Origin of the sequence: Chitinivibrio alkaliphilus ACht1, assembly GCF_000474745.1 — a bacterium.
Lineage (GTDB): Bacteria > Fibrobacterota > Chitinivibrionia > Chitinivibrionales > Chitinivibrionaceae > Chitinivibrio > Chitinivibrio alkaliphilus.
The window spans coordinates 17,072-40,345 of sequence record NZ_ASJR01000009.1 but is presented as its reverse complement, the minus strand read 5'-3'; the positions used below and the strand labels follow the sequence as shown (position 1 = coordinate 40,345).

Genomic DNA, 23,274 nt, shown 5'->3' with positions numbered 1-23,274 from the left:
ATGCATTTGTGAATATTTTGAACAACCAATTTATTTTTCCGGAGTGATACGACGACACCCTACAAAGCGAGCACTCCAATATGGATCATCAAGGGACGTTATAACAATCCCCCGGGAACTACTTGCATGAATAAAGGAATCATTCCCCACATAAAACCCAACGTGGTTAATTCTGCGGGAGGGACCAAAAAAACAGAGATCTCCCACTTGCAAACTATTCCGGGATACACGCCTTCCACCGTGATCATACCACCCCTGGGAATTCAAGCGAGATACATCATATCCAAGGTCAGTGTATACCCGATAGACAAAACCGGAACAGTCCATGCCTCGGCGTGTGGTGCCCCCAAATTCATACGGAACCCCGAGATACGATCGAGCGGTCCGTTCTAAGCGACGAGAGCTTTTCCGGGGAGATGTGGAGTGTGAAGTATGATCGATCGTATCCTGTTGCCGCGCCCTATAACGCGGGCTCTCACGTCTCGAAGACGTATCCTCCTCAGGAACCGGACAAGGTCGGTGGGACGGCAGGACCGCCGTACTCTCCATGACAGCACACCCACTCAAGACCCCACAAAAAATACCGATAACAAGAAGCTTCACCGAATACTACGCTTTCGGATCGTGCAAGGCAGCCCCAACGGACAAGAGCATCTTCTCATCCCAATCGGCAGCCATGAGCTGAGCACCCACGGGCAATTCTCCCGCTGTGCCTGCAGGAATCGCAATGCCCGGTATGCCGGCTAAATTTGCAGAAACCGTAAAAATATCCGTCAAATACATCTCTAAGGGATCACTGATCTTTTCTCCCACAGGAAACGCAGGAGATGGCGTTACCGGAGATAAAAGGAGATCACAGGTCTCAAAGGCACGGGAGAAATCCTGCTTAATTAAGGTTCGTACCTTGGCAGCTTGTAGATAATAGGCATCGTAGTATCCAGAACTAAGCACATAGGTACCCAAAAGAATACGACGACGCACCTCTTCACCAAAACCCTCTCGACGCGTTGCACAGTACATACGAGCCAAATCTCCCGATTCATCGGCCCGAAACCCATACTTCACCCCATCAAACCGTGCAAGGTTTGAAGATGCTTCAGCCGTGGCAAGAACATAATACGCAGCAATTGCATGAGAAACATTAGGAAGGGACACCTCGGTAATACGAGCTCCTCCATGCCGAAGCGTCTCTATGACCGTCTCAATACGTGCGGCTACCTCTGACGATACCTCATGGGAGAAATACTCCTTGGGAACCCCCACAGTCACATTAGAAAAATCGCCCCTCGTTTCGGGCCGTTCATGCTTATACGCCCGAGCAGCATTGGTTGAGTCACGGCGATCTTCTCCGGCAATCACCGACAGCAACAAGGATGCATCTTCCACCCGCTGAGCCAAGGGGCCAATTTGGTCAAAAGAGGATGCAAAGGCAACAAGGCCGTATCGAGAAACCCGTCCATAGGTTGGCTTAAGCCCAACCACTCCGCAATGCGATGCGGGTTGCCGAATAGAGCCCCCTGTATCTGAACCAAGAGCGAGGGGTACCATGTCGGCAGCAACAGCAGCAGCGCTTCCACCGCTGGACCCACCGGGAACCACGTCAGTATTTCGCGGGTTCTTCACGGGGCCAAAAAAAGAAGTCTCATTACTTGATCCCATGGCAAACTCATCCATGGAGGCCTTACCCACCACAATTGCACCGGCCGCTTCCAATCGCTCAACAACGTGAGCATTATAGGGAGGAATGTACTCCGCAAGCATTCGTGAAGAACAGGTCGTTGGCACATCCTTCGTGCATATATTATCCTTTACCGCCACGGGAATACCGCACAAAGGCAATGCTTGCTTCTCTTTTTCAGAAAGAGAGTCCACATATTCAGCCCGTCTCCGAGCCTGCTCTGCACAAACCGTGGTTATGGCGTTAATTGTCGGATTTTGTTCTGCAATGCGACTAAGAGACTTTTCCACTAAGGACATAGCAGAAATTGTACCCGCAGCAACCTGCGTTACGACAGATTCAACGGAGGTATGAAAAAAGGCCATAGACTCTCCTCCAGTCCTTATTTGTATTTACTAAAAATTGAAACAGAAGAGATTAACCCAACAATGGATAAAAGATTAATCTTTAATTCAAAGGCAAATTGAAATCGAAGTGCTCCGAAATCAATTAAACGAGCTTGAAATGCCCCGTCTTCAAAACTCCCAAAACGAATGGGAATACTCGTGGTAAAAATATTACGTACCACGTTATGATCTCCTCCGGGAAGAAGAGAGACCAGCTCAGTGAGAAAACTGCCAAGGAGAATCCCCACAAACACAACTAAGAGCAGTGTTGATATTTTTCGTTCTTTGAGATATCGTACCATATTGTACCTTCATAGTAATAATGTTCAGAGGGACACCGACACAAAATATATAATTTCTCAGCGCGTACCTAATACTACAGGAAAGTTTCGTCGCTCCCCTTCCCGCACAACAGAAATAGAAATCGTATCACCGGGAAAAAAGGGTACAAGAATTCCCGTCAAGTCATGGGGAGCATGAATACGGCGATTGTTCACCGCGGTTATGCGATCACCCATGCGAATACCCGCTTCAGCTGCCGGCCCGAGAGGGTCCGCATATTGCACATACACCCCCGGCTCATGATAAAATCCCGGAGCAGGCACGTCGTATAGAACAATTCCCGTATAGGCTTTACGTCGCTCTTGATGCGTAATAAGCTCCTGGGCCACACGCTGTGCAAGATTTGCAGGAATCGCAAAGCCAATACCGATAGATCCTGCTTGTGGAGATTCCTCACTTCCCGTAAAGATAAAGGCATTTACCCCTATCACCCGTCCGTTGTGATCCATGAGTGGCCCACCGGAGTTGCCGGGGTTAATAGCAGCATCGGTTTGTATCATATTTTGATAAATTGCCCCTGATGAACTCCGAAAATTACGATGAAGAGCGCTGACAACCCCAGCAGTCACCGTAGGGTCTGAGTTACGAAAGAAATTAAGGAAGGGATTCCCCATGGCAAAGGCCCACTGCCCCACGCGCAACCTATCGGAATCTGCAAAGGACACCGGCTGAAACCGACGAGTGGTATCAGCAATACGAACCACCGCTAAATCACTGAGCGAATCAAGCCCAACAACCTCAGCCGCATACCGATTTCCATCGGAAAAACTCACCGTAAGATCACGGGCTGCCTCTACAACATGGTAACTGGTTAACACATACCCCGTTGAGTCGATAATCATTCCCGACCCCATATTTTCAAAATCTTCTACAAACTCACGGTAGTCACGACGGAAAAAGCGATTTCTAAAAAAATCATAGTAGTATCCCGAGCGGACAACCTCTTTACCCTTCGCTTCAATACCAACAACACTCTTTCGAGCATTCTGAGCTGCCATGGTAAAATCTTGTGTATCCATAGGCTGCTGTCCTGCTAAAAGAGACACCACAACCCCAAGTAAAATGCTGCAGATAAGGAGCAATACTAAAAGGGCATATTTATACAGGCCCTGCTTATGTATCATAGGAAACATACTCCAGCACAAGGCCCCGTGCTGGCGCAGTTACTCCCGCAGCACTCCTATCACGTTTTTCCAGAATCTCAAGAATACCCTCCTCCAAATATCCTCGGGATATATCAATTACGGTGCCAACGATATTTCGAACCATGTTATAGAGAAAACGATCTGCTGTAAGAGACACCACAAAATGGGTATCATCAAGTTGTGTCAAGGTTGCCTCTGTAATCCTACACCGATGATTATCCGTATAACACCGTGAAGAACAAAGGGACGTAAAAATACGTTCACCGGGCAAACAAGAGAGTTCCTCTGAAAAACGTGTCCAATCAACGGGATAGGAGACCCTGCTGTAGAAACGATGGGAAAGGGGGTGTTTTTCCGTAGAAAGATAGTATCGATACCGTCGCGAACAGGCAGAAAACCGCGCATGAAAATCAGAGGTAACAGGAGAAAGGTCGTAGAGAGCAACATCATCGGGCAATAAGGAGTTCAGAGCACGAAGAGCGCTCTTTGAAGAGAGCGTGTGTTCTGTATCAAAATGTAGTGCCTGGCCCCGTCCATGCACACCCGCATCGGTTCGTCCTGCGCCGACCACTCGAATAGGGCTTTGCAAATACACCGCCAGGGCTTTTTCAATACTCCCTTGAACCGTTCGTTGATCAGGCTGCACCTGCCACCCAGCAAACTCTGTTCCATCATACTCAACCCGTGCAAAATAGCGATTCACCGTCTCTCCATTCCCACAATAGTGCTGCATAACTCTGTAAAAGAAGACAAATCTAAGCGAAACCGGCCACCCTTACAGCCACGATCATATTCTGCCAGGGAAATCTGAATACCACGCAACTCCCGAAGGGAGTATTTTGCCGCCTGCCCGATAATCCCCCGTTTTATTACAGCAGGATACAGACGTTTCTCCTGATCTGGCTGTAATATCCCCGTAGAAAAGGCGATCTCCTTCGCCGCATCATTTTTTTGATGAAAGGTTCCGCGAAATACCAGATTTGCTCGATCGCGATGTGTTTCAGAATAGGCTCGAATTTTATAGAGATTCCAAAAATGACGCTCCACACTCACCAAAAAGAACATGAGAGAATACCCTTTGCTATCTTCAACATGACGAAGCACCTGTTCCACTTGATTCCACTTTCGAAACCCCAAGGCATCACAGAGATCATCCGGTTTTATCGCAACGGAAGTACCGCAAATCAGCTGCACCGTCTCCAAGCGTATCGGCTGAGCCGGTGCAAGGTAGGTATCAATTTTCTGAAGTTCCCGATAAATAGCCGCCAGATCATGGTCACAATGCTCTACCAAGAGACGAGCACCATCGAGGTCTATGGAGCGCTCCCAGAGCATATCTGTTTGCCCCTGCAACCACTCTACCATTTTGTAATCACGAGGTTTTATGAAATTTTTACGCTCATATGTTTTTTTGGGAAGATTCAAAGCTGAGAGAAACTCCTTGCTCGAAACCTTGCCATATTCAATAAGCACACGCGTATCTGCAGGAAGGTCCTGCATGGCCAATCCAAGCAAGCGAACCTCCCTTGGGGAGAACTGTTCACCATGGCGAAAGTGAAACAGGCGAGACCCATCCAAAAATGTTGGAGACTGCATATCGGCAAGAAAGTCGTCTAAGGTATGCTGCGTATCGTCAAACGCGCGATGTTCCCATCCCTCCTTCTGTTCTGAAAGAGCTTGCAAAAACCGTTCGCGAGCGGCACTCATCCCCAGCACATCGTCCCCGGTAAAAATATGTACATGAACGCTCAAGAAGTCGCCTCTTGTTGAAACAGGACAGCTCGATTCTTCCCCATTTCTTTTGCTTGATATAACGCTTGGTCTGCTTGGTGTATTGCCGTCTCTGCAACCTTCCCGCAGGTATCAGAACCTACAGCATCAGCCTGGCTGTTTCTATCAACACCGGAGATGCAACTTACGCCAAGACTTATGGTATACTGCACCGATAGAGCATGTTCTTCATAGCCGGTTGTCTCAATTTCGCTCCGCACCTTCTCTGCAAGATGAAGAGCACCCTCCTTCTCCGTCTCAGGAAGAATTAAGGTAAACTCTTCTCCTCCATAGCGGGCAAATAGATCTGATCCACGAATAATACCATTTACTTTCTGGACAAAATCCTTGAGAATACTATCCCCCACAATATGCCCATGGGTATCATTTACCTGTTTGAAGTCATCCAGATCAATCATGACCACCGATATGGGTGTCCCATAGCGCAAGGCTCGTTTAATTTCTCTATGAAACGCCTGCTCAAGCATACGACGATTGGCAATTCCCGTAAGTGTATCTGTCTGCGCCTGATGATTTATTTTCTGCTCGAGATAGATACGTTTTATCACCGGGGTAATAATGGGGATACAGGTATAAAATCGATTAACCACTGGCCTGTTAAGAGAAATTGCATCTCCAAAGAGACCGATAAAACCAAGGGACGACCCAAGCCCCGTTAGAGGGGAAAAGATCATTTTTTCACTGGAGGTAATATCAGACCGGTTGGTTCCGCCCAGTTTATAAAAACAGATATCATCCTGGGGGAGCCCCCGTGGATAGGAAACACTCTGCAAGAGATCCTGGTCAAGGGACGTTTCAAGAAAAGAAAAGAGCTCATCTTCGGAGTAGCCCCCGTAAAAATAGAGATAGTATGCCTCTCCGTCTGTGAGATACGCCATGGCAGAGGAACACCCCTGCTGAGACGTAAACATATGGAAGAAAGCGCTTATGGCATCCTCAACATTTCTCGTCTTACTCAGTTGTCGCTGAATGTTGTAATAATCCATGGCATTTTGCAGCGCCGTTGCCACGACGGGAGTTCCTGAAACGCATGAGCTTTGTAATATCTCACCGGCCTGACGATTAAACTCATAGGTATAGATCGACTGTTTTACCAAAGAACGCAGCTCCGATGTATTCAAGGGTTTGGTCAGATAATAGTTCACCCCCACATGAATGGCCTCACGAACCGTTTCTAGGGAATCATGCCCCGTGACAACAATAACCTCTGTGTCAAGACCCATTTTTCGTATCTGCTTGGCAATATCAATACCCGTATGCCCTTGCAAGACAAGATCCGTCACCACAACAGCATATTCAGAGGTATCAAGATACTCAAGAGCTTCAAAGATATCACTGGCAGCATCTACCCGATATGAAATGGAGAGCGCCTCCCGCAAGACCATACGGGATATGGAATCATCATCAACAACAAGCACCCGTCTTTCGTGATTCATCGCTTAATGCCACCCTTTGTGAACTCTCCCGTATCTCAGGAAAATATCTCATTCATGTTTTTATTGACCCATTGTATGGCGTCAATATACAACTCTCCCAGGCGCTTAGATGAAATATTTTGAAAACCCTCTTCGGGTGGTTTTCCCGACTCCAAGGTGCGTGTCACATGCAAGATCTCCCCCGGAAGCCCCTCTGCATGAAGCAAGGCCCGGTTTATTTCCTGAGAGAAGGGGAGTTCCTCCAAAATATCCTGTAGGGGTATGCCAACCACCGCATCAAGGGTAGAAAAAAGTCCGACCGTGGCAAAAATATTTTTCCCCTGCGAAGCCCCAACGGCATTGCCTATCAACTCGCACATTTTTGAACGAATCATGGAGGTCTCAATAAGGGGAATAATGCTGCGATCATTGGAAATATCCGCAATGGACATAATATAAATCCACTGTTTTAACTTCTCAAGGCCAATATAGGACAATGCCCGTTTAATTGACTCTACCCGTGAACGCAAACAGAATACGGCTGAGTTAATATATTTGAGAATACGATATGACAGGGTCACATCCTGAGCAATCAACTCCTCAAGCTCAGAAAAACTAACCAAGGGGTCATGGACACGTTTCAGAAGCCGTATAATCGCAAATCTATTTTTAGGAATTTTCTCCTGTTTCAAAATATTCGGTTTACAAAAAAAGTACCCTTGAAAAAAATCACATCCCACCCGGCGACATAACTCAAACTCTTCACGGGTCTCAACTTTTTCCGCAAGGATTTCTACCCCCTTGCTTTGCAGGTAGTGTGCAGTTTTTAATAAGCGCGGAGGTGAGTATGCCGGCAGTTCAAGCTTTACAATATCGACATAGTCTACAAAGGGATTTTCTCCTGATTCAGGAAGTATAAAGTCATCAAGACAGAGAATAAACCCTTTTCGTCGAAGGGCAAGCAGGGCCTCAGCAACGGTATCGTCAAAGGAGATCGTCTCTAATACTTCTAACACAATTTGTTCAGGATCGAAGGGAAGCTCATAGGTCCCAATAATAAAATCTCGAGGGAGATTGATAAAGGCACGGCTCTCTCCGACAATGTTTTTCAACCCGAATTCAAAAAAAGAGTTTACCAAGACACTTGAGGTGGCACGATTTCCGTCATGAAAATCCGCACGATTTATTTCATTTGACCGGTATAGCAACTCATACCCATAGGTCTCCATGGCTGAAGTAAAAACAGGTTGTCGTCCCAAAAAGGTCATTGACATACTTTACATCCATGAAATGAGCTAAAAACAGAGTGTATAATGGCGGTACTAAAATTGCAATAAAAGGAGATTATTTTTCTGTAAGAATTCCGGCATAGTAGCGTTCTTCCTCATGAAGGCCCCGTTTCTGAGCACCGAGAAGGAGAATTTCTGCTTTCTTCCGTAGAACCCTGCGTACCAGCTCTTGTTGATACAGAGAAAGCCCCCCTGTTTCTAACAGAGCCTGAAGAGCCTCGACGCGGTATCGGTCTTGCACCGGGACGGTTATGGAAAGCTGATCTGCGTGTCCGCCGTATCGAGTGAGAAGATAGGCATCCACTAATCCAACGGGAAGCTGTGCTGTCATTCGAATCCATAAATCGTAGTCCTCACAGGCGGGAAAGGACTCATTGAACAGACCAAACCGAGTAAAAAGAGAGCCATGAATTACCACGGATGAAGGGGTAACTATACACCGCTCTAAGCTGTCCGCAAAGAGATCTCCCTCATATTTCTCACATTTTCGGGGCGGGTTTACCCGCACCCCACGGCGAATCCAAATTTCTCGTGTTTGATGAATGAGATACCCTTGGCTTTGACATTTTTCATATTGCCGGGTCAATTTTTCCCGATGCCACACATCATCACTGTCAAGAAAGGCGACCCACTCTCCACGAGCACGGGCAATACCAGCATTTCGTGCCGCGGAGACGCCCCGATTCTCAGGAAAGGAGAGAAGGGTAATTTTCTCGGAGTGCTGCGAAAGTAATCGTCGAAAGGCTTCAGGAATAGCCATGGTAGACCCATCATCAACAAGGATCACCTCCCAGAAAGGAAAATCCTGGGCTATTACAGAGGAGAGCGCCCGTACACATTGCTCATAGCGATTATACGTGGGGATGACAACCGAAAAAACAGGGCGCATTACTGGATGGCAAGAAGAATATGACGCGCCGTTTCATAATCGAGGGTACATTTCGTATCTACCCCGGCTACGGTGATATTTCCCGCCGCGCGATCGTTCGTAATAACACGAACCTGCCGTTCCGCCACAATCCCCATATCTGCCAGCATATTCAACTCCCCTTCTTGAAGATACAGAGAGCGCACAACACCACGATCCCCCTCTTGACAATCTGCAAGAGCACAAAGATGGGGTCTCTCTTCGCCAAAGGGGGCACCCCCACCGCAAAGACAATCCTCAAGACTACCTTCTGCTGCAGTATCAATTTCTGCGTGTAGATCAGTGAGGTCAAACCGCTCCTTCACAATATCAATAAAGGCACGAAAACGAATAAAGGCAGAAGAATCAAAGCCGTGCTCTAGACGACAGGCAATTTTTTCTGCCATGGCATCATCAAGACCAAGAAGTTCCTTAAAGAAAAGACGAAGATAGGTGTGCTTACAACTAATACATTTTGCAATTCCATCCCCCTTCGATGTAAGAGTGATTACAGAATAGGGCGCATAATGTACCAGTCCGCGTTCAGACAAATTTCGCAGGGCAACGGTCACAGAGGAACGTTTTACTCCCAGTCGATCGGAGATATCCTTAACACGGGCAACAGAATTTTCTTCCACTAATTCCAGAATTGTCTCTAAATAATCCTCAAGGGAGGATGACAAGGTCTCTTCCACAGTGCCGCCTTTGGTAAATAGGAATTACAGATAGTAAAATACATTATCCTGAGATGCCTCTGTAAAAAACATCCAAAAAAGGCTGTCCATGCGGACAGCCTTCACAAATATACTCGTATCAAAGCAAAACTTATCGTTTTAGGTTCAATCGCTTCAGAAGCTCTCGATACGTTTCGATTTCACGCTCACGAAGATATTTCAGCAAACGCTTTCTCTTTCCGATAAGCATCATAAGACTCCGCCGCGTATCGTGATCCTTTTTGTTTGCCTTCACATGCCCGGTAAGATTTTTTATTCTCTCCGTCAGTATGGCCACTTGTACACAGGCATTACCTGAATCAGCTTCACCTGCGCCAAACTCACGTATCAACTCTGCTTTTTTTTCAGTTGTAATTGACATTACCATTCCTTCCTGAAATAGTTCCGTATACTCTCTACATCTTTTTCCATCTGAGCCACCAACTCCTCAGGAGTATCGAAGCGCTGCTCCTGGCGAATTTCTTTCTGTATCCAGAGAAGCACCTCCCGTTCCTGATCTATACGGGGCGGCAACTCATCAAGGGAGAAAAACTCAAAATGAACATCCCGATTACCGAAGGTCGGACAGTCCCCAAAATAGAGACACCCTTCCAACAGAACCCCATGGCACTCAAGCGCTGCAGCATACACACCCGGGGGTGGAACTAATTTTTGCGAAGGCGGTGGAAGAAAATTCAGAGTGGGGTAGCCCAACTCTCTTCCAAGACGCTTACCACGGGTTCGCACAGCACAGAGCAAATAAGGATGTCCGAGCATATCACAGGCCGACTCTATCTCTCCCGAAGAGACATACTCTCTCACGGAGGTTGAGCTGGCAGCAACATCATTCTCCCGGTATAACCTCAATTTTACCGTGTAAAAATCATTCATTTCACACCGAATAGGATAATTATTTTCCAAATCATCCCTTTTTCTCCCGAAGCTATGATCCTCACCCATGACAACACCTTTGCAGGAGAGCTGCTTCACCAAGACATTCTTCATGAAAGCTTCTTTATTAAGAGATGCCATGTTTTTTGTGAAGGGTATGGTGATACAATAATCAATTCCAAAGGAACGCAACAGCAATTCCTTTTCCCTCTGCAGAGTCAGACGAGGAACCCTCTCACCATGAACAACTTCACGAGTATGGGGTTCAAACGTAAGAACAATGGAGCAGGTTCGTAAGAGTCGCGCCTTTGAAACTAGCCGTTCAAGCAACATTCGATGCCCAACGTGCACACCATCAAAGTTGCCGATACTCACAAGGGAAGGTGTCGCAATCTGTAACTCTTCTGAATATTCTACTATTTGCACCCGTGATCCCTCGTTTATTCCGTATGTGCCAAAAAATAGTTTATATTGTTTCAAAGTATCCAGATTTCTATAGGCTCGGATGAAAAAACATACAAAAATTGCTCTCATAAGCGCTCTCTGTGTTGGCTTTCTACTCTCACCACTTATCATATACTGGACAGGGCATATTTGGATACACGCCTATGCACGCCGCTGGGCGGAAAAACTCATTACCATGGATGCGCAAGGACTTCTTTCTACCAACTTCGGTGCCGCCTGGCATCACATTGCCTACGAAGACAAGATGGAACAAGAACTCCAACGCATAACCGGCACCTCAACACCGCAATCTCTCACACGAGCAACGGGAATTCCCCTTGAAGATTACCCCTCGATTAGCGTTGTTGAGCGGCTCAATCGCATAAGTGACCTTTCTAATCGCATCTGTATTCGTGACCGACACAAAGACACCCTTGCAATCATTCAAACAGATCACGTGCGTACCCCCTACGACTCCCTGCCAGAAACATTCGTGGGGGCACTTGTTGCCGCAGAGGACCAACACTTTTTTAGTAACCCCTATGGATTTGAATACAATAGTTTTGTTCGCTCCATTGTGGTAGCGCTGCAAGAAAGCATCACCACCCTCTCACTCTCCCAACCCCGAGGTACCTCAACCCTTACACAACAAGTAGCCAAAATGTTTGTCTCGCACCTTGATTCAGAGGGGCAACGCTACGTAGCACGCTCGGTGGATCGAAAAATTCAAGAGCTTCGCCTTGCGGCAGCACTGCGAAAAAAATATGAGCCTGAAGAAATACTTGAAGTATATGTAAACCACTGTATGACATCTTCATACGGCCTTGTTGGTATTGCAGATATTTCCCAGGGGCTTTGGGGAAAAACCGTGTCTGAGCTCACAGACGCTGAGAGCGTGTATCTATCGCGCATGGTAAAGTGGGGTATGAACTACCCTGAACGAATCGCTGCACAATGCCGAATTGACATGCCCCGTATTGCCGAGTATTTGGGGTGGAGCCCCGCCTATGCAGACACGGTTCTTGCGGAAATAGAGAACCTGACATTTTCACGCCCCCGCCGCATTCATTCAGACCATCCACATCTCATTGATCTTGCAAACAGGTATTGGCAGAAATTCCTGCTCCAAGAAGGGTACGCTGAAGAGGAGCTCCACAATTTTGATCTTCTCAAACCAACCTCTCTTATCCGACGACAGGGAAATCTCACCATAGACCTTACCATTGATGGAGGGGTACAGAAAACGCTGGAGCAATTGGTACGAAACCGAGGTTTTGGTGGTGACACAACCATTGTCACCCGTGCACGGGTTGGCAGTTTTGGCGAAGATATTACACGCACCACGCCCCCGAAAGACACCCTCAATACAAAAACGATCCTTACCACAGACTCCCTCTTTACCGAGCACGACCGCCCCGCCGCCACGCACCTTACTGCAGGAGACACCGTAATTACGAATATCCGATACCGTGCCCTGGGAGACTCGCAGTATCGCCGCAGCGTGTTCCACTACGCCCATCTCCCGGTGCGAGTAGATGGGCAGTTTTTTGCCTACGCCATGATGGATGCACGTACAGGAGAGCTTCTTGCAACCTACTCACGAGATCAAATCGGCTCAGAAAACGCAAGTCTTTTCAAACGACGTCTCCCCAATGGATCTGCCTTGGCAAAGCCAATTCTCAACGCCCTGCTCTTTGACCTTGAATTATTTAAACCCCACGATCGGTGGTCCGATACGACATGTGCTGATGACCCAGATCTACCGTGGCATCGAACTTTCTACCCAACAGAACGTGGAGGTTGGTTCAGATTCCATTCTGTTGCACAAGGCGCGCCCCCCTATGATGTCCACAACTATGGACAACGAATAGGAGGAGAAGACTTTCTTTTTAATCATCTCACACGCTCAAACAACATCCTTGGCGTTGAAAGTGCCTATCGCCTCTCGGCGGAAGTGTTTACCCCAGAGAGCACCCTCAACAGAGAATATTTCAATCATGGACAGTTTCTTTACAACATTGATCAATACGAAACACTTCGTGAGACCTTTGCAGGACGTGAGATCACAGGTATTCGCCTGTACAAAGAGCTCTGCCGTATTCTCGGGGTATCCGTCGACCATATCAATGACTCCCTGTACTCTGCCGCTTTGGGAACCATTGAGTTGTCTCTTCTGGAACAGATGCACTTATTCAACATGCTCTATGATAACACCTTACGAGAAAATCCCGCCGAAGACCCATCCCTCTTTGTTCAAGAAATTTCTCTCGACGGCACCTCCTACCCCATACATTCTCAGGCTGTACGGTACCACCCCTTTCGAACCACAAACTCCCTTCGTCCAACCCTTTTGGGACTGCATAAGCGATTGATCAACACCCCCGCAGACAACTTAACCCATGCAGACCTCCCCCTGCAGGAAGTTTCACGCCACCCGCAAGAGCCGACTTCGTCATACTCCCCCAAAGCCTACAGCCTATCAGAGCCTCTTTCAAATTTTGCCAAAAGTGGAACCACAAATAATATCCTTCGCCCTTTTAATGCGCCTTCATGGTCAACAGAACGAACCACCTATGGCAATTGGAATGCCGTCCTCCGTCTTGACATGGGAAAAATATCACCGCAACGATCAGACACCATAGACGTTACCATCGCTTGCATTGCTGAAGGAAACCGAGAATACACCGGACCAACAGATGGCAAAAGCCTGCATCGCTATCTCACCGCAGCCCTGCTTCACACCGCTGGAACGGGAGTACGACGCGGCTATTACCACTACTATGAAAGATACCTGCGCAGCATAGCGCAGGGTGAATAAATTACCCCGTAATTTTTCCGAGAATCTCCTCAACAGAAGGGCGTCCAGGCCACGCATATACCACGGTTCCCTCGCCATCGATTACCACAACAGAGCGACGAACTCCACGGCGGCGAGCTGTCCCATACGCATGGGCAACCCGATTATCCGTATCGCGCAGGAGCGGAAAGGGGTAGTTGTTTTCACGACGAAATTCCGCATGGGCTTCACGGGAATCGTTGTTTACTCCCACCACCTGGGCATTATGGGACAAAAGCTCTTCGTAGGAATCACGAAGCTCACAGAGCTGGCGTGTACAAACGGGCGTGTTATTACCCGGGTAAAATACAATAACAAGATAGCCATCAGCATGCAGCTCCTCAAGGGACAGGGTGTCTCCCGTATCGCTCTCGAGAGAAAAGGACGGGGCTGATGCACCGGGAGAAATAAGATCTTGTGACGCAGCACATGCAATGAACACGACACCTATTGTGAGAAAAAAAGGGCGATTGATCGTACCATACATCCTCCTTGTTCCAGAGACAGGAATAGTGTAGAAATAGATAAAAAGAGAAGACATCCTCTTTCTAAAAAGATATATTTACGGAGAGAACAGGAGGTACCCCTATGAAAATGAACTGGAATTTTCAAGGCACGCATCTTGTAGAAGATGCACTTTCATTCTATTCACGACGATTAGAGGAAGCCCCGGAGGAACTCCTACGGGATCTTGATGACGAACTGGAAGCGCTCTATATCAGGTTTGACAATGACCAACTTGGCCGCGGCATTGTCGGGGACGCAGATCAGACGAATCGCATCGCAGCCCTGCAGGCAGTGCGGGCGGAATGTCTCAAACGGTTGAAAAACCGCCCGCAAAAATAAATCCTACTGAATACCCTCTGCCAAATCTTCCAAGCTTCGACGATACGCATCCCAGTCATCGATAGTGCGGGTCGCAACCCCCGAGTCAACAGCAGCACGAGCAACATAATAACTTTCTTCCACGAGCACCCGTGGGTCAAGGGGCTTTGGAATAATATAGTCGCGACCAAATTTCATAGAACTGCATCCATAGGCGTTCAGTACCATTTCAGGCACATCCCCCGTTTTTGCAAGATCTGCCAAAGCCATGGTAGCGGCAACCTTCATTTCTTCATTAATTGCAGAGGCTCCCACATCAAGGGCTCCTCGAAAAATAAAGGGAAACCCAAGTACATTATTTACTTGGTTGGGATAATCAGAACGCCCCGTAGCCATAATACAGTCGGGTGCTGCGGCACATGCTTCTTCATATGTTATTTCGGGGTCAGGATTTGCCATGGCAAAAATAATGGGACGTTCATTCATAGTACGAACCATGTCACCCGACACAATCCCCCCCGTAGAAAGCCCGGCAAATAGATCTGCTCCCTGAAGGGCATCGGCAAGACTTCGTGCCTGTGTCGATTGCGCAAACTCTTCCTTATATGTACCCGAGATATCTGCACGACCTTTATAAATCAACCCCTTACTATCACACATAAGAATATTTTCTGGGGTCACTCCAAGACGAATATAATGTCGCGCACAGGAAACTGCCGCAGACCCGGCTCCGGAAAAAACAACCTGAATATCTGACACGGATTTTCCCTGAATCTCACAGGCATTGAGAAGCGCAGCCCCGGAGATAACGGCAGTTCCATGCTGATCATCATGAAATACGGGTATATTGAGACGTTTTTTTAACTCATTTTCAATATAGAAACAATCCGGTGCTGCGATATCCTCAAGGTTAATACCGCCAAAGGTTGGCTCCAGGGCTTCAACCGTTCGGATAAAGGCATCAGCATCGGTTGTTGCAAGCTCTAAATCAAAGACATCCACGTCAGCAAATCGTTTAAAAAGTACGCCCTTTCCCTCCATAACAGGCTTGCTTGCTAAGGGACCGATATTTCCTAACCCAAGTACTGCAGTCCCGTCGGTAATAACAGCAACGAGATTACTTTTTGCCGTATATGCTGCTGCCGCTGCAGGGTCTTTGGCTATCTCCCGACACGGCTCTGCAACCCCCGGAGTATATGCATAGGAGAGATCCTGTTGTGTGTGGCACGGTTTGGACAGGGTAACTTCAATTTTTCCAGGCCGCCCTTCTGAATGGTAGGCCAGGGCATCATTTTTAAAGGACATAACTTATACCTCGGGACAATTTTACTTTGACTTTCAACGGTGCTAAAATATATTATTATCATGCCAAAATGGTTTCAGAATTTAGTATAGAGAAGAGCAAGACAGGAAAACAATGAAAACACGAGACACGGCAAAACTAACAATACACGGAAAAACCACACATCTTCCGGTGGTTAATGGAAATGAAAACCAACTTGGGATTGATATTTCAAAACTGTATCGGGAGACCGGTGCCTATACGTACGATTCTGGTTTTTCCAACACCGCTGCTGGGTTTAGCAATATCACCTATATTGACGGCGCAAACGGTACGCTCCGAATGCGTGGGTACAACCTGCATGACTTGGTAAAACACTGTTCCTTTCGGGAAGTTGCCTACCTTATGGTACACGGAACACTCCCCAGTAAAAACGAGCTTGATCTCTTCAGCAAATACCTCACGGAACACTCCCTTGTCCATGAAGACATGCATCACTTTTTTGCCGGCTTTCCCTCAGATTCTCATCCCATGGCAATTCTCGCCTCCATGGTAACCTCACTCTCCAGTTTTTATCCCGACCTCAATCAAGAAGACTCAAATTTTGATATTACGGCAGCACGCCTCATTTCCAAGGTGAGAACCATTGCCGCTTTTTCATACAAAAAGTCCAAAGGACAGCCCATTGTCTACCCACGATATGACCTCTACTATTGTGAAAACTTTCTACACATGATGTTTGGATCTCCCGTACGCAAGTATGAGATAGACCCGCTCCACACAAAAATTCTTGATAAACTCCTCATACTACATATCGATCATGGACAAAACTGCTCCACAAGCGCAGTCAAACTTATTGGAAGCGCTCGAGCAAATCTCTACGCGGCCATATCTGCTGGAATATGCGCCTTATGGGGGCCTCTCCACGGCGGAGCAAACCAAGCAGTTATCGAGATGTTTAAATGCATCCGAAAAGACAATAATGACATACAAAAATATATCAATATGGCAAAGGACAAGAGCAACCCCTTCCGTCTCATGGGGTTTGGCCATGCCGTGTATAAAAATTATGACCCTCGGGCACGACTTGCCAAAGAGCTTTTAGATGAACTGTTTCAAAAACGAAACATTACAGACCCTCTGCTCGATACGGCACGACGCCTTGAAGATGCCGCCTTAAAGGACCCATATTTTCAAGAACGAAAACTCTATCCAAATATCGATTTTTACTCAGGTATTCTCTACCGTGCCATTGGCATCCCCACGAACATGCTCACGGTAATGTTTGCCTTGGGACGCCTTCCCGGATGGATAGCTCAATGGAAAGAATTTTGCGACAACAAGGGCCGAATATACCGTCCGCGACAAATATACACCGGTCCGGGAGAACGCCCCTTTGTCCCCATAGATCAGAGGTAGTACCCCCTACTCCTGTTCAAATAGAGGTAAAGAGTCGTTTTCCTGCTCGCGCTCCTTGTAGTACCGTACGGAATCCACTTCCTTTGACGTAATTTTATACCCCTTCGCACCAACCCCTTTTACGGCATACTTCTCAAATGGGCAAACCAGCTGTGTTTTCTTCATTCGCCCCGTGGTAATAAGACGCACCACAAACCCGCCTTCACTCTCGTCACGTAACTCCAAAAGCTCACAGGAATCATCGGGAAGCAAGGAGTATTTTTTATCCAGGATATATTTTTTAATTTTGCATCGCTTCAAAAAGAGGGTTCCTGAAGGAGTATGTCGATACAGAAGAGAAAAAATAACAGCATCGAGATTCTCTTCTGTGGCAAGACCGATATAGCGTAAACGATACCCAATAAAAATCTTTTCAGGCGCATCAATGACACGATAGGTTCCTTCACGATCTATGACAAGAATACGATCATAGACAGACACCTTAAATCGTGTTGGCGTATCTTCAAGATCATACCCTAAATAGCCCTTATTACCATTATACTTCAAATCACGATCTCGCACAGCCGCCTCATGAGCACTGGTGGGATCCATATCAACAATCGTAGTCTGACGAGAGAACCGCTCACCATACTGCTGAAGCATCGTATCAATCCACTGCGCTGCATAGGATACCATATCAGAGAGAAGTCGACGTATTTCCGCAATTCGCTCCTCCATGGAACGTACGGCATTACGGGCTTTCTGTATATCATAGGCGGAAATACGGCGAATTGGAATGGAAAGAAGATACTCAACATCCTGCTCAGTAATATCACGATACAACTCTTTTTTAAAGGGCAAAAGCCCTTCAACCACAGCAGCAACAATGGTTTCCTGCTTGCGCTTATTTTCAATTTTTTTATAAATACGCTCACTGACAAAAATCAACTCAAGACTTCTTCTATGAAGCTTTTCCTGCAACTTATGTCGTTCAAGCTCAAGCTCTTTGCGCAACACATCACGTAGTTGCTGAGCTGCAAACACTACAACCTCGGATACAGTAAAAACTCGCGGCTTATTTTCATGAATAAAGAGGATATTTGACGTAATACTTTTTTCGCAATCGGTAAATGCATAGAGAGACTGAATCACTTCAGCAGCGGTAAAGCCTCGCTTAACACGAAGATGCACCTCTGCCCGATCCGTACTATAATCATCGACACGGGTGACCTTTACCTTATCCTTTCGAACCGCAGACTCTATGGACGCAATAAGGCTTTCCGTTGTCGTGCCGTAGGGAATCTCCGTAATAACCACATCCTTGGCACTTCTCTCTTCAATTTTTGCCCGAACCAATACCCGTCCGCGTCCCTCATCATATTTTGATACATCGATGTATCCCCCGGTATAAAAATCGGGGACAACCGTAAAGGGACGATCATACAGGGCATCTTTCATGGCTGAAAGGACCTCCGCAAAATTATGGGGAAGTATCTTTGCAACCATCCCCACGGCGATCCCTTCAGCTCCCTGAACAAGGGCTATGGGAAACTTTGCCGGGTAGGTTTTCGGCTCTTTATTTCGTCCATCATAGGAGAGTTCATACTCCGTAATTTCCGGATTATACACGGTTTCATAGGTCAATTTCGCCGGTCGACACTCAATATATCGAGCCGCTGAAGCCGGGTCTCCCGTGAGGGTGTTTCCAAAATTTCCCTGTCGATCTATAAACAACCCCTTATTTGCCAAAACAACCAAGGCGGAATAGATCGCCGCATCTCCATGGGGGTGGTATTTCATACTGTTGCCGACAACATTGGCAACCTTATTATATTTACCGTCATCCATTTCAATGAGAGAGTGCATAATTCTTCGCTGAACCGGCTTGAGACCGTCGTTAATATGCGGAATAGCCCGCTCCTTCACAACGTACGAAGCATACTCAAGAAAATTCTCATTAAACAACTCTTTTAAATACGCCATACTACCTCACAGATACCGGAGAAAGTAAAATACGTTCCCCCCTAATAAAAAAGAATAAAAACAAAAATTCATGGACACAATTACGTATATATGATACAGTAAAGTCTTGCCATTCTTCATAATAAGACAGAGGTGTTATGTTTGGAAAAAAGCATCGGTCTTTTCTCACCACAATGACCGAGTTTGTAGAGACCTGCCAACAAAGCCACAGCGCCTTTCTCACGGCCATGCATGAATTTATCAGTGCCGGAAAAACCAGTACATTTCACTACCACACAGAAGAACTGATTCGCCTAGAGCGAAAAGCTGACGCCTTTGTTTCAGCAATAAAAGACACCCTCTACAAAGGATTTTTACTTCCCGATGCTCGGGAAGATATTACCCTTCTTGTGGAGACCTTTGACAACACCATTGATATTGCTGAAGACACACTCCGATATATTATCTCCCGAAACCTCTCTCCCCTCCCCTTTCTGCACGATACCATAACGGTGCTTTTGAAAGCGGAAACCGCCTGTTTCGAGGAGACCTGCTCAGCCTTTCTTGATATCTTCGGAAAAAACAATAGCGACAAGCTCAAAAGAAAGATAGAAAATATCGGAGCCATAGAAACACAGTGTGACAGTAGTGAATTTACGATTATCAGCCACATATACGAAGACCCTAATAAGGTACCGCTCCGCTTTGAGTCTGCATGCCTCATAGAAAAAATAAGCACGATTGCCGATGCCTGTGAGGATACGGCTGAAGTATTAAATATAATGAACATTAAACGAGTTCTGTAATGATACGATTGACAAGTTCCATACTTCTGGGGTGGGGTCTGGGGGCTAACGACTCAGCAAACATCTTCGGCACAGCCGTCGCATCGCGCGTTGTCCCCTACACTACGGCAATTGTGCTGTCATCGATTTTCATTCTTGCCGGAGCCTTATTTCAGGGACAAGCCGGAGTGGAAACCATCAGCACTTTTTCAGGGCAGGGACAAAACATCGCCTTTATTACCTCTCTCAGCGCAGCCATTGCAGTCATTATTCTTACCTTGTTAAAGCTTCCTATCAGCACCTCTCAGGCTGTCGTTGGTGCCATCCTTGGCGTTCAGATCTTTGGGTCAACCTTTTTGGACCTCCCTCCGGTGCAATACGGCGAACTCTTCACCATACTTATCTGCTGGCTTGCAACCCCCGTGGGAGGACTTTTCTTTACCTTGCTCTTCTACCATCTATTGCACACCCTCTTTCAAAAGATACAACCAGACCTTTGTACAAGTGACCTCATCGTTCGATATGGGCTCATTATAGCGGGTTGTTATGGAGCATACGCCCTTGGTGCAAACAATGTTGCCAATGTCACCGGCGTGTATACGGGAGAAGACAATCTTCTCACCCCCTTTACCGCCACGCTTCTTGGCGGAATCAGCATTGCCGTGGGAGTGCTTACATACAGCCGCCATGTTATGATGACCATTGGAAAGAACATCATCCCCCTTGACGCATTTTCAGCCCTTGTGACGGTGCTCTCCCATGGTGCAACCATTCATGTTTTTGCCATGATAGGTGTACCCGTATCAAGTTCACAGGCCATTGTCGGCGCCGTCATTGGCATTGGAATCATTAAAAACTATGAGTCTATTCAATACAAAACTGCCACCAAGGTTTTTTCTGGCTGGATTATAACCCCTGCCATCGCCTTCTCCACATCATTTCTCATCACATTTCTCTCAAATCTCAGACTGGAAGTATAGCCATGGCATCACACCTTATCCCAACAACAATCTGTATTAGCAATAATCCGGAAATAAAAAAAGAGGTGAGCCACTGTTTTCTTGAAAAAGAAACACTTCTTTTTGCCTCTAACGCCGATGATTTTGATACGATTTCCTTAAACACAGCCTCCGTCATTATTATTGATTTTTCCGACTGGCACTTGGGGTTCTCGGTTTTGGACACACTCTCCCACGACCCATGGCTGCATTATCAAAATGTTATCACCATTTATAACTGTCATAAAACAGCTCGACAAATCAGTGGTTCCCGAGTGGTAAATCTTGCCGCAGGGCTTTCTAAGTTTGAGATCCGTGAAGACCTTCCGGTTATTCTCAAGGTGATTCGATTAAATCGAAACCTTCTTTCCGATAGGGCTGTTCCGCAGAACTATGATTTCGGCTGTATGGGAACCTACCGCATTGCCAATTCCATTACTGAAGTGGAAGTGTTGGTAAACCTTGTGACCTCTCTGCTGTACAACACCGGAAAAATAGATTGGCATCGTAAAAGCCAAGTCACTACAGCTCTTATGGAACTCTTGGTAAACGCCGTGGAACACGGCAATTGCGAGATTGGCTACAATGAAAAGAAATCCTATCTAAGCGCGGGAAAACCAATTGACCAACTCATCAAGCAGCGCCTGTCGAAAAAGCATATTCAGCAACGACGGGTCACATTTTCATACAAAATCACCACGGAAGGGTCCGTGTTTACCATCATTGATGAAGGCAAGGGGTTTAACTGGAAAAAGTACCTTCATGAAACAAAATATATAGACTATACCGGTGAAAATGGTCGAGGAATAATGATCGCTCTCTCAAGTCTTGACCGCCTTCACTACAACCCCAAGGGCAATATCGTCAACTGCCTTATTAATCATAGAGACACCATAGCAAATGAAATACCCATTATTTTTCGTGACAAAGACCCCGTAAAGATCACCGCAGGAACAACCATTATCCGCGAAGATGAAGTAAGCAATACCCTCTTCTTTATTGTGAGCGGGCGCTTTGCCGTTTCGGTCAACTCAGTTCGCATCTCAACAATTACTCCTGATCATGTATTTATTGGTGAAATGGCTCTTCTTACGTCGGGAAAGCGCACAGCCACCGTACGTAGTCTTACGGACGCACAAATCATCCCTATTGACAAAATTGACTTTATCCTTAAGCTGAATCAATATCCGCATTATAGCTTTTTCATGGCAAAACTTCTTGCCCAGAAGCTGAACAAAAGTAATTATATTATCTCAAAGATTCTTGATACGCAAAAGGATACGCACCGTGGAGATACACCGCTGCCTTGAAGAGTTCCTTCGCTCCCTCAGACATCATTCAAAACACACCAGAGATGCCTATAAAAGAGATTTAGAGTCATTTATTGCCGAAGGCAAAACGCTGTGCCCCTCTTCTCCGCCACATGTACAGGAGATACTCCACCGCTCTGTGGTTCGACACGTCTTGCACACCCTTCATACCATGGGAAACAGCCCCGCAACAATTCGACGTAAACGCGCAGCCTTGCAAAGCTTCATTACCTTTTGCCTTCTTCGATCATATCTTTCAACAGACCCCCTTGCCAGCCTGGGATCACCGAAAAACGCTTCCCGTTGCCTGCCCGGAATCATCGAAGAGCGGCATACAGCTGCCCTGCAACACATGAAATACTCCGGCCCTCAGGCACGACGCAACCAAGCTCTGATAGAGTTATTCTATGGGAGTGGTCTTCGCCTCAGTGAATTACACAGAGCAAATATCGGTGATATCGAATGGGAAAAAGGACTTATTCGGGTTGTGGGTAAAGGAGAAAAAACAAGAATTGTTCCGACCACTCCACAGAGCCTGAGCTGCCTTATGACCTATCTTACACAGGATCGAGGAACAAAATGCAAAGACGCTCCCCTCTTTACCAGTACTGGAGAAAAGCGGCTTTCACGCCGTCAGATAGAGCGTATTGTAAAAAAAGTATTACACCACATTACCGACGAAGATTCTCATACCCCCCACACTCTACGCCATACCTACGCCTCGCATCTCCTGGACCATGGTGCAGATATTCGCGTTGTAAAAGAGCTCCTTGGGCACTCCAGCCTTGATACCACTCAAATCTACACGCATCTTTCAAAACAGAGAATCGCTCAGGCCTTTCACCAAGCCCACCCTCGATCCGGCAAGCGCACCTAA

21 protein-coding genes and 1 pseudogene are annotated in these 23,274 nt (G+C 46.7%); 7 read left to right on the top strand and 15 right to left on the bottom strand.

Annotation, left to right across the window (positions count from 1 at the left end; all coding sequences use genetic code 11):
* Positions 1 to 30 precede the first annotated feature (30 nt).
* The 12 genes from CALK_RS05690 to ribF all read right to left on the bottom strand — a co-directional run bounded on the left by CALK_RS05690 (position 31) and on the right by ribF (position 10,983).
* Positions 31 to 549 carry a C40 family peptidase gene (locus CALK_RS05690; RefSeq protein WP_052569190.1) on the bottom strand — a complete coding sequence of 173 codons (519 nt, stop codon included), beginning with the start codon at positions 547 to 549 and terminating at the stop codon, positions 31 to 33.
* A gap of 60 nt (positions 550 to 609) precedes the next feature.
* A complete protein-coding gene (gatA, locus tag CALK_RS05685; RefSeq protein WP_022636711.1) occupies positions 610 to 2,043 on the bottom strand; it encodes an Asp-tRNA(Asn)/Glu-tRNA(Gln) amidotransferase subunit GatA in 1,434 nt (477 codons plus the stop codon).
* Positions 2,044 to 2,060: 17 nt separating this feature from the next.
* Positions 2,061 to 2,366 (bottom strand): DUF4321 domain-containing protein, encoded by a 306-nt coding sequence (locus CALK_RS05680; protein ID WP_022636710.1) that lies wholly within the window; start codon positions 2,364 to 2,366, stop codon positions 2,061 to 2,063.
* Positions 2,367 to 2,423: 57 nt separating this feature from the next.
* Positions 2,424 to 3,530, bottom strand: a complete 1,107-nt coding sequence (locus tag CALK_RS05675) for a S1C family serine protease (RefSeq protein ID WP_022636709.1) — start codon at positions 3,528 to 3,530, stop codon at positions 2,424 to 2,426.
* Positions 3,520 to 4,254 (bottom strand): tRNA pseudouridine(38-40) synthase TruA, encoded by a 735-nt coding sequence (gene truA, locus CALK_RS05670; protein ID WP_022636708.1) that lies wholly within the window; start codon positions 4,252 to 4,254, stop codon positions 3,520 to 3,522. The genes CALK_RS05675 and truA overlap by 11 nt, the downstream gene beginning before the upstream one ends.
* Positions 4,251 to 5,303: a DNA polymerase III subunit delta gene (gene holA, locus CALK_RS05665; RefSeq protein WP_022636707.1), complete on the bottom strand. Its 1,053-nt coding sequence runs from the start codon at positions 5,301 to 5,303 to the stop codon at positions 4,251 to 4,253. The genes truA and holA overlap by 4 nt, the downstream gene beginning before the upstream one ends.
* A complete protein-coding gene (locus CALK_RS12135) occupies positions 5,300 to 6,778 on the bottom strand; it encodes a GGDEF domain-containing response regulator (RefSeq protein ID WP_022636706.1) in 1,479 nt (492 codons plus the stop codon). The genes holA and CALK_RS12135 overlap by 4 nt, the downstream gene beginning before the upstream one ends.
* Before the next feature lie 35 nt (positions 6,779 to 6,813).
* On the bottom strand, positions 6,814 to 8,031 hold the full coding sequence (locus tag CALK_RS05655; RefSeq protein WP_022636705.1) for an EAL and HDOD domain-containing protein: 1,218 nt from the start codon (positions 8,029 to 8,031) through the stop codon (positions 6,814 to 6,816).
* Positions 8,032 to 8,101: 70 nt separating this feature from the next.
* Complete coding sequence (locus CALK_RS05650; protein ID WP_022636704.1) at positions 8,102 to 8,935, bottom strand: glycosyltransferase family 2 protein; 834 nt, start codon at positions 8,933 to 8,935, stop codon at positions 8,102 to 8,104.
* Positions 8,935 to 9,648: a metal-dependent transcriptional regulator gene (locus tag CALK_RS13015; protein ID WP_022636703.1), complete on the bottom strand. Its 714-nt coding sequence runs from the start codon at positions 9,646 to 9,648 to the stop codon at positions 8,935 to 8,937. Before CALK_RS13015 ends, CALK_RS05650 begins: the two co-directional genes overlap by 1 nt.
* 130 nt (positions 9,649 to 9,778) lie before the next feature.
* On the bottom strand, positions 9,779 to 10,048 hold the full coding sequence (gene rpsO, locus CALK_RS05640) for a 30S ribosomal protein S15 (RefSeq protein WP_022636702.1): 270 nt from the start codon (positions 10,046 to 10,048) through the stop codon (positions 9,779 to 9,781).
* Positions 10,048 to 10,983: a bifunctional riboflavin kinase/FMN adenylyltransferase gene (ribF, locus tag CALK_RS12830; protein ID WP_162146703.1), complete on the bottom strand. Its 936-nt coding sequence runs from the start codon at positions 10,981 to 10,983 to the stop codon at positions 10,048 to 10,050. The genes rpsO and ribF overlap by 1 nt, the downstream gene beginning before the upstream one ends.
* A gap of 79 nt (positions 10,984 to 11,062) precedes the next feature.
* Between ribF and CALK_RS05630 the strand changes: the two genes are divergently transcribed.
* Complete coding sequence (locus tag CALK_RS05630; RefSeq protein ID WP_022636700.1) at positions 11,063 to 13,819, top strand: biosynthetic peptidoglycan transglycosylase; 2,757 nt, start codon at positions 11,063 to 11,065, stop codon at positions 13,817 to 13,819.
* A gap of 1 nt (position 13,820) precedes the next feature.
* Here the strand turns inward: CALK_RS05630 and CALK_RS05625 are convergent, their stop codons facing one another.
* Positions 13,821 to 14,279 (bottom strand): peroxiredoxin, encoded by a 459-nt coding sequence (locus tag CALK_RS05625; protein WP_162146702.1) that lies wholly within the window; start codon positions 14,277 to 14,279, stop codon positions 13,821 to 13,823.
* A 146-nt stretch (positions 14,280 to 14,425) separates the two neighbouring features.
* On the opposite strand from CALK_RS05625, the gene CALK_RS05620 reads away from it, so the two are divergent.
* Complete coding sequence (locus tag CALK_RS05620) at positions 14,426 to 14,683, top strand: hypothetical protein (RefSeq protein WP_022636698.1); 258 nt, start codon at positions 14,426 to 14,428, stop codon at positions 14,681 to 14,683.
* 27 nt (positions 14,684 to 14,710) lie between these two features.
* Here the strand turns inward: CALK_RS05620 and CALK_RS05615 are convergent.
* Positions 14,711 to 15,967: pseudogene (locus tag CALK_RS05615) on the bottom strand (malic enzyme-like NAD(P)-binding protein); the annotation flags it as partial.
* A gap of 112 nt (positions 15,968 to 16,079) precedes the next feature.
* Here CALK_RS05615 and CALK_RS05610 point away from each other — a divergent pair.
* The gene (locus CALK_RS05610) at positions 16,080 to 17,363 is read left to right on the top strand and encodes a citrate synthase (protein WP_022636696.1); all 1,284 of its coding nucleotides are present in this window, start codon (positions 16,080 to 16,082) and stop codon (positions 17,361 to 17,363) included.
* A 6-nt stretch (positions 17,364 to 17,369) separates the two neighbouring features.
* Here CALK_RS05610 and CALK_RS05605 read toward each other — a convergent pair whose 3' ends face one another.
* A complete protein-coding gene (locus CALK_RS05605) occupies positions 17,370 to 19,325 on the bottom strand; it encodes a DNA topoisomerase IV subunit A (RefSeq protein WP_022636695.1) in 1,956 nt (651 codons plus the stop codon).
* A 137-nt stretch (positions 19,326 to 19,462) separates the two neighbouring features.
* Between CALK_RS05605 and CALK_RS05600 the strand changes: the two genes are divergently transcribed.
* From CALK_RS05600 to CALK_RS05585, 4 genes are read left to right on the top strand one after another with little or no spacing between them, the layout of a single operon-like run.
* The gene (locus CALK_RS05600) at positions 19,463 to 20,110 is read left to right on the top strand and encodes a DUF47 domain-containing protein (RefSeq protein ID WP_022636694.1); all 648 of its coding nucleotides are present in this window, start codon (positions 19,463 to 19,465) and stop codon (positions 20,108 to 20,110) included.
* Positions 20,110 to 21,069, top strand: a complete 960-nt coding sequence (locus CALK_RS05595) for an inorganic phosphate transporter (protein WP_022636693.1) — start codon at positions 20,110 to 20,112, stop codon at positions 21,067 to 21,069. Before CALK_RS05600 ends, CALK_RS05595 begins: the two co-directional genes overlap by 1 nt.
* Positions 21,070 to 21,071: 2 nt before the next feature.
* On the top strand, positions 21,072 to 22,397 hold the full coding sequence (locus tag CALK_RS05590; protein ID WP_022636692.1) for a cyclic nucleotide-binding domain-containing protein: 1,326 nt from the start codon (positions 21,072 to 21,074) through the stop codon (positions 22,395 to 22,397).
* Positions 22,375 to 23,274, top strand: coding sequence for a tyrosine-type recombinase/integrase (locus CALK_RS05585; RefSeq protein ID WP_022636691.1), 900 nt, complete (start codon positions 22,375 to 22,377; stop codon positions 23,272 to 23,274). Before CALK_RS05590 ends, CALK_RS05585 begins: the two co-directional genes overlap by 23 nt.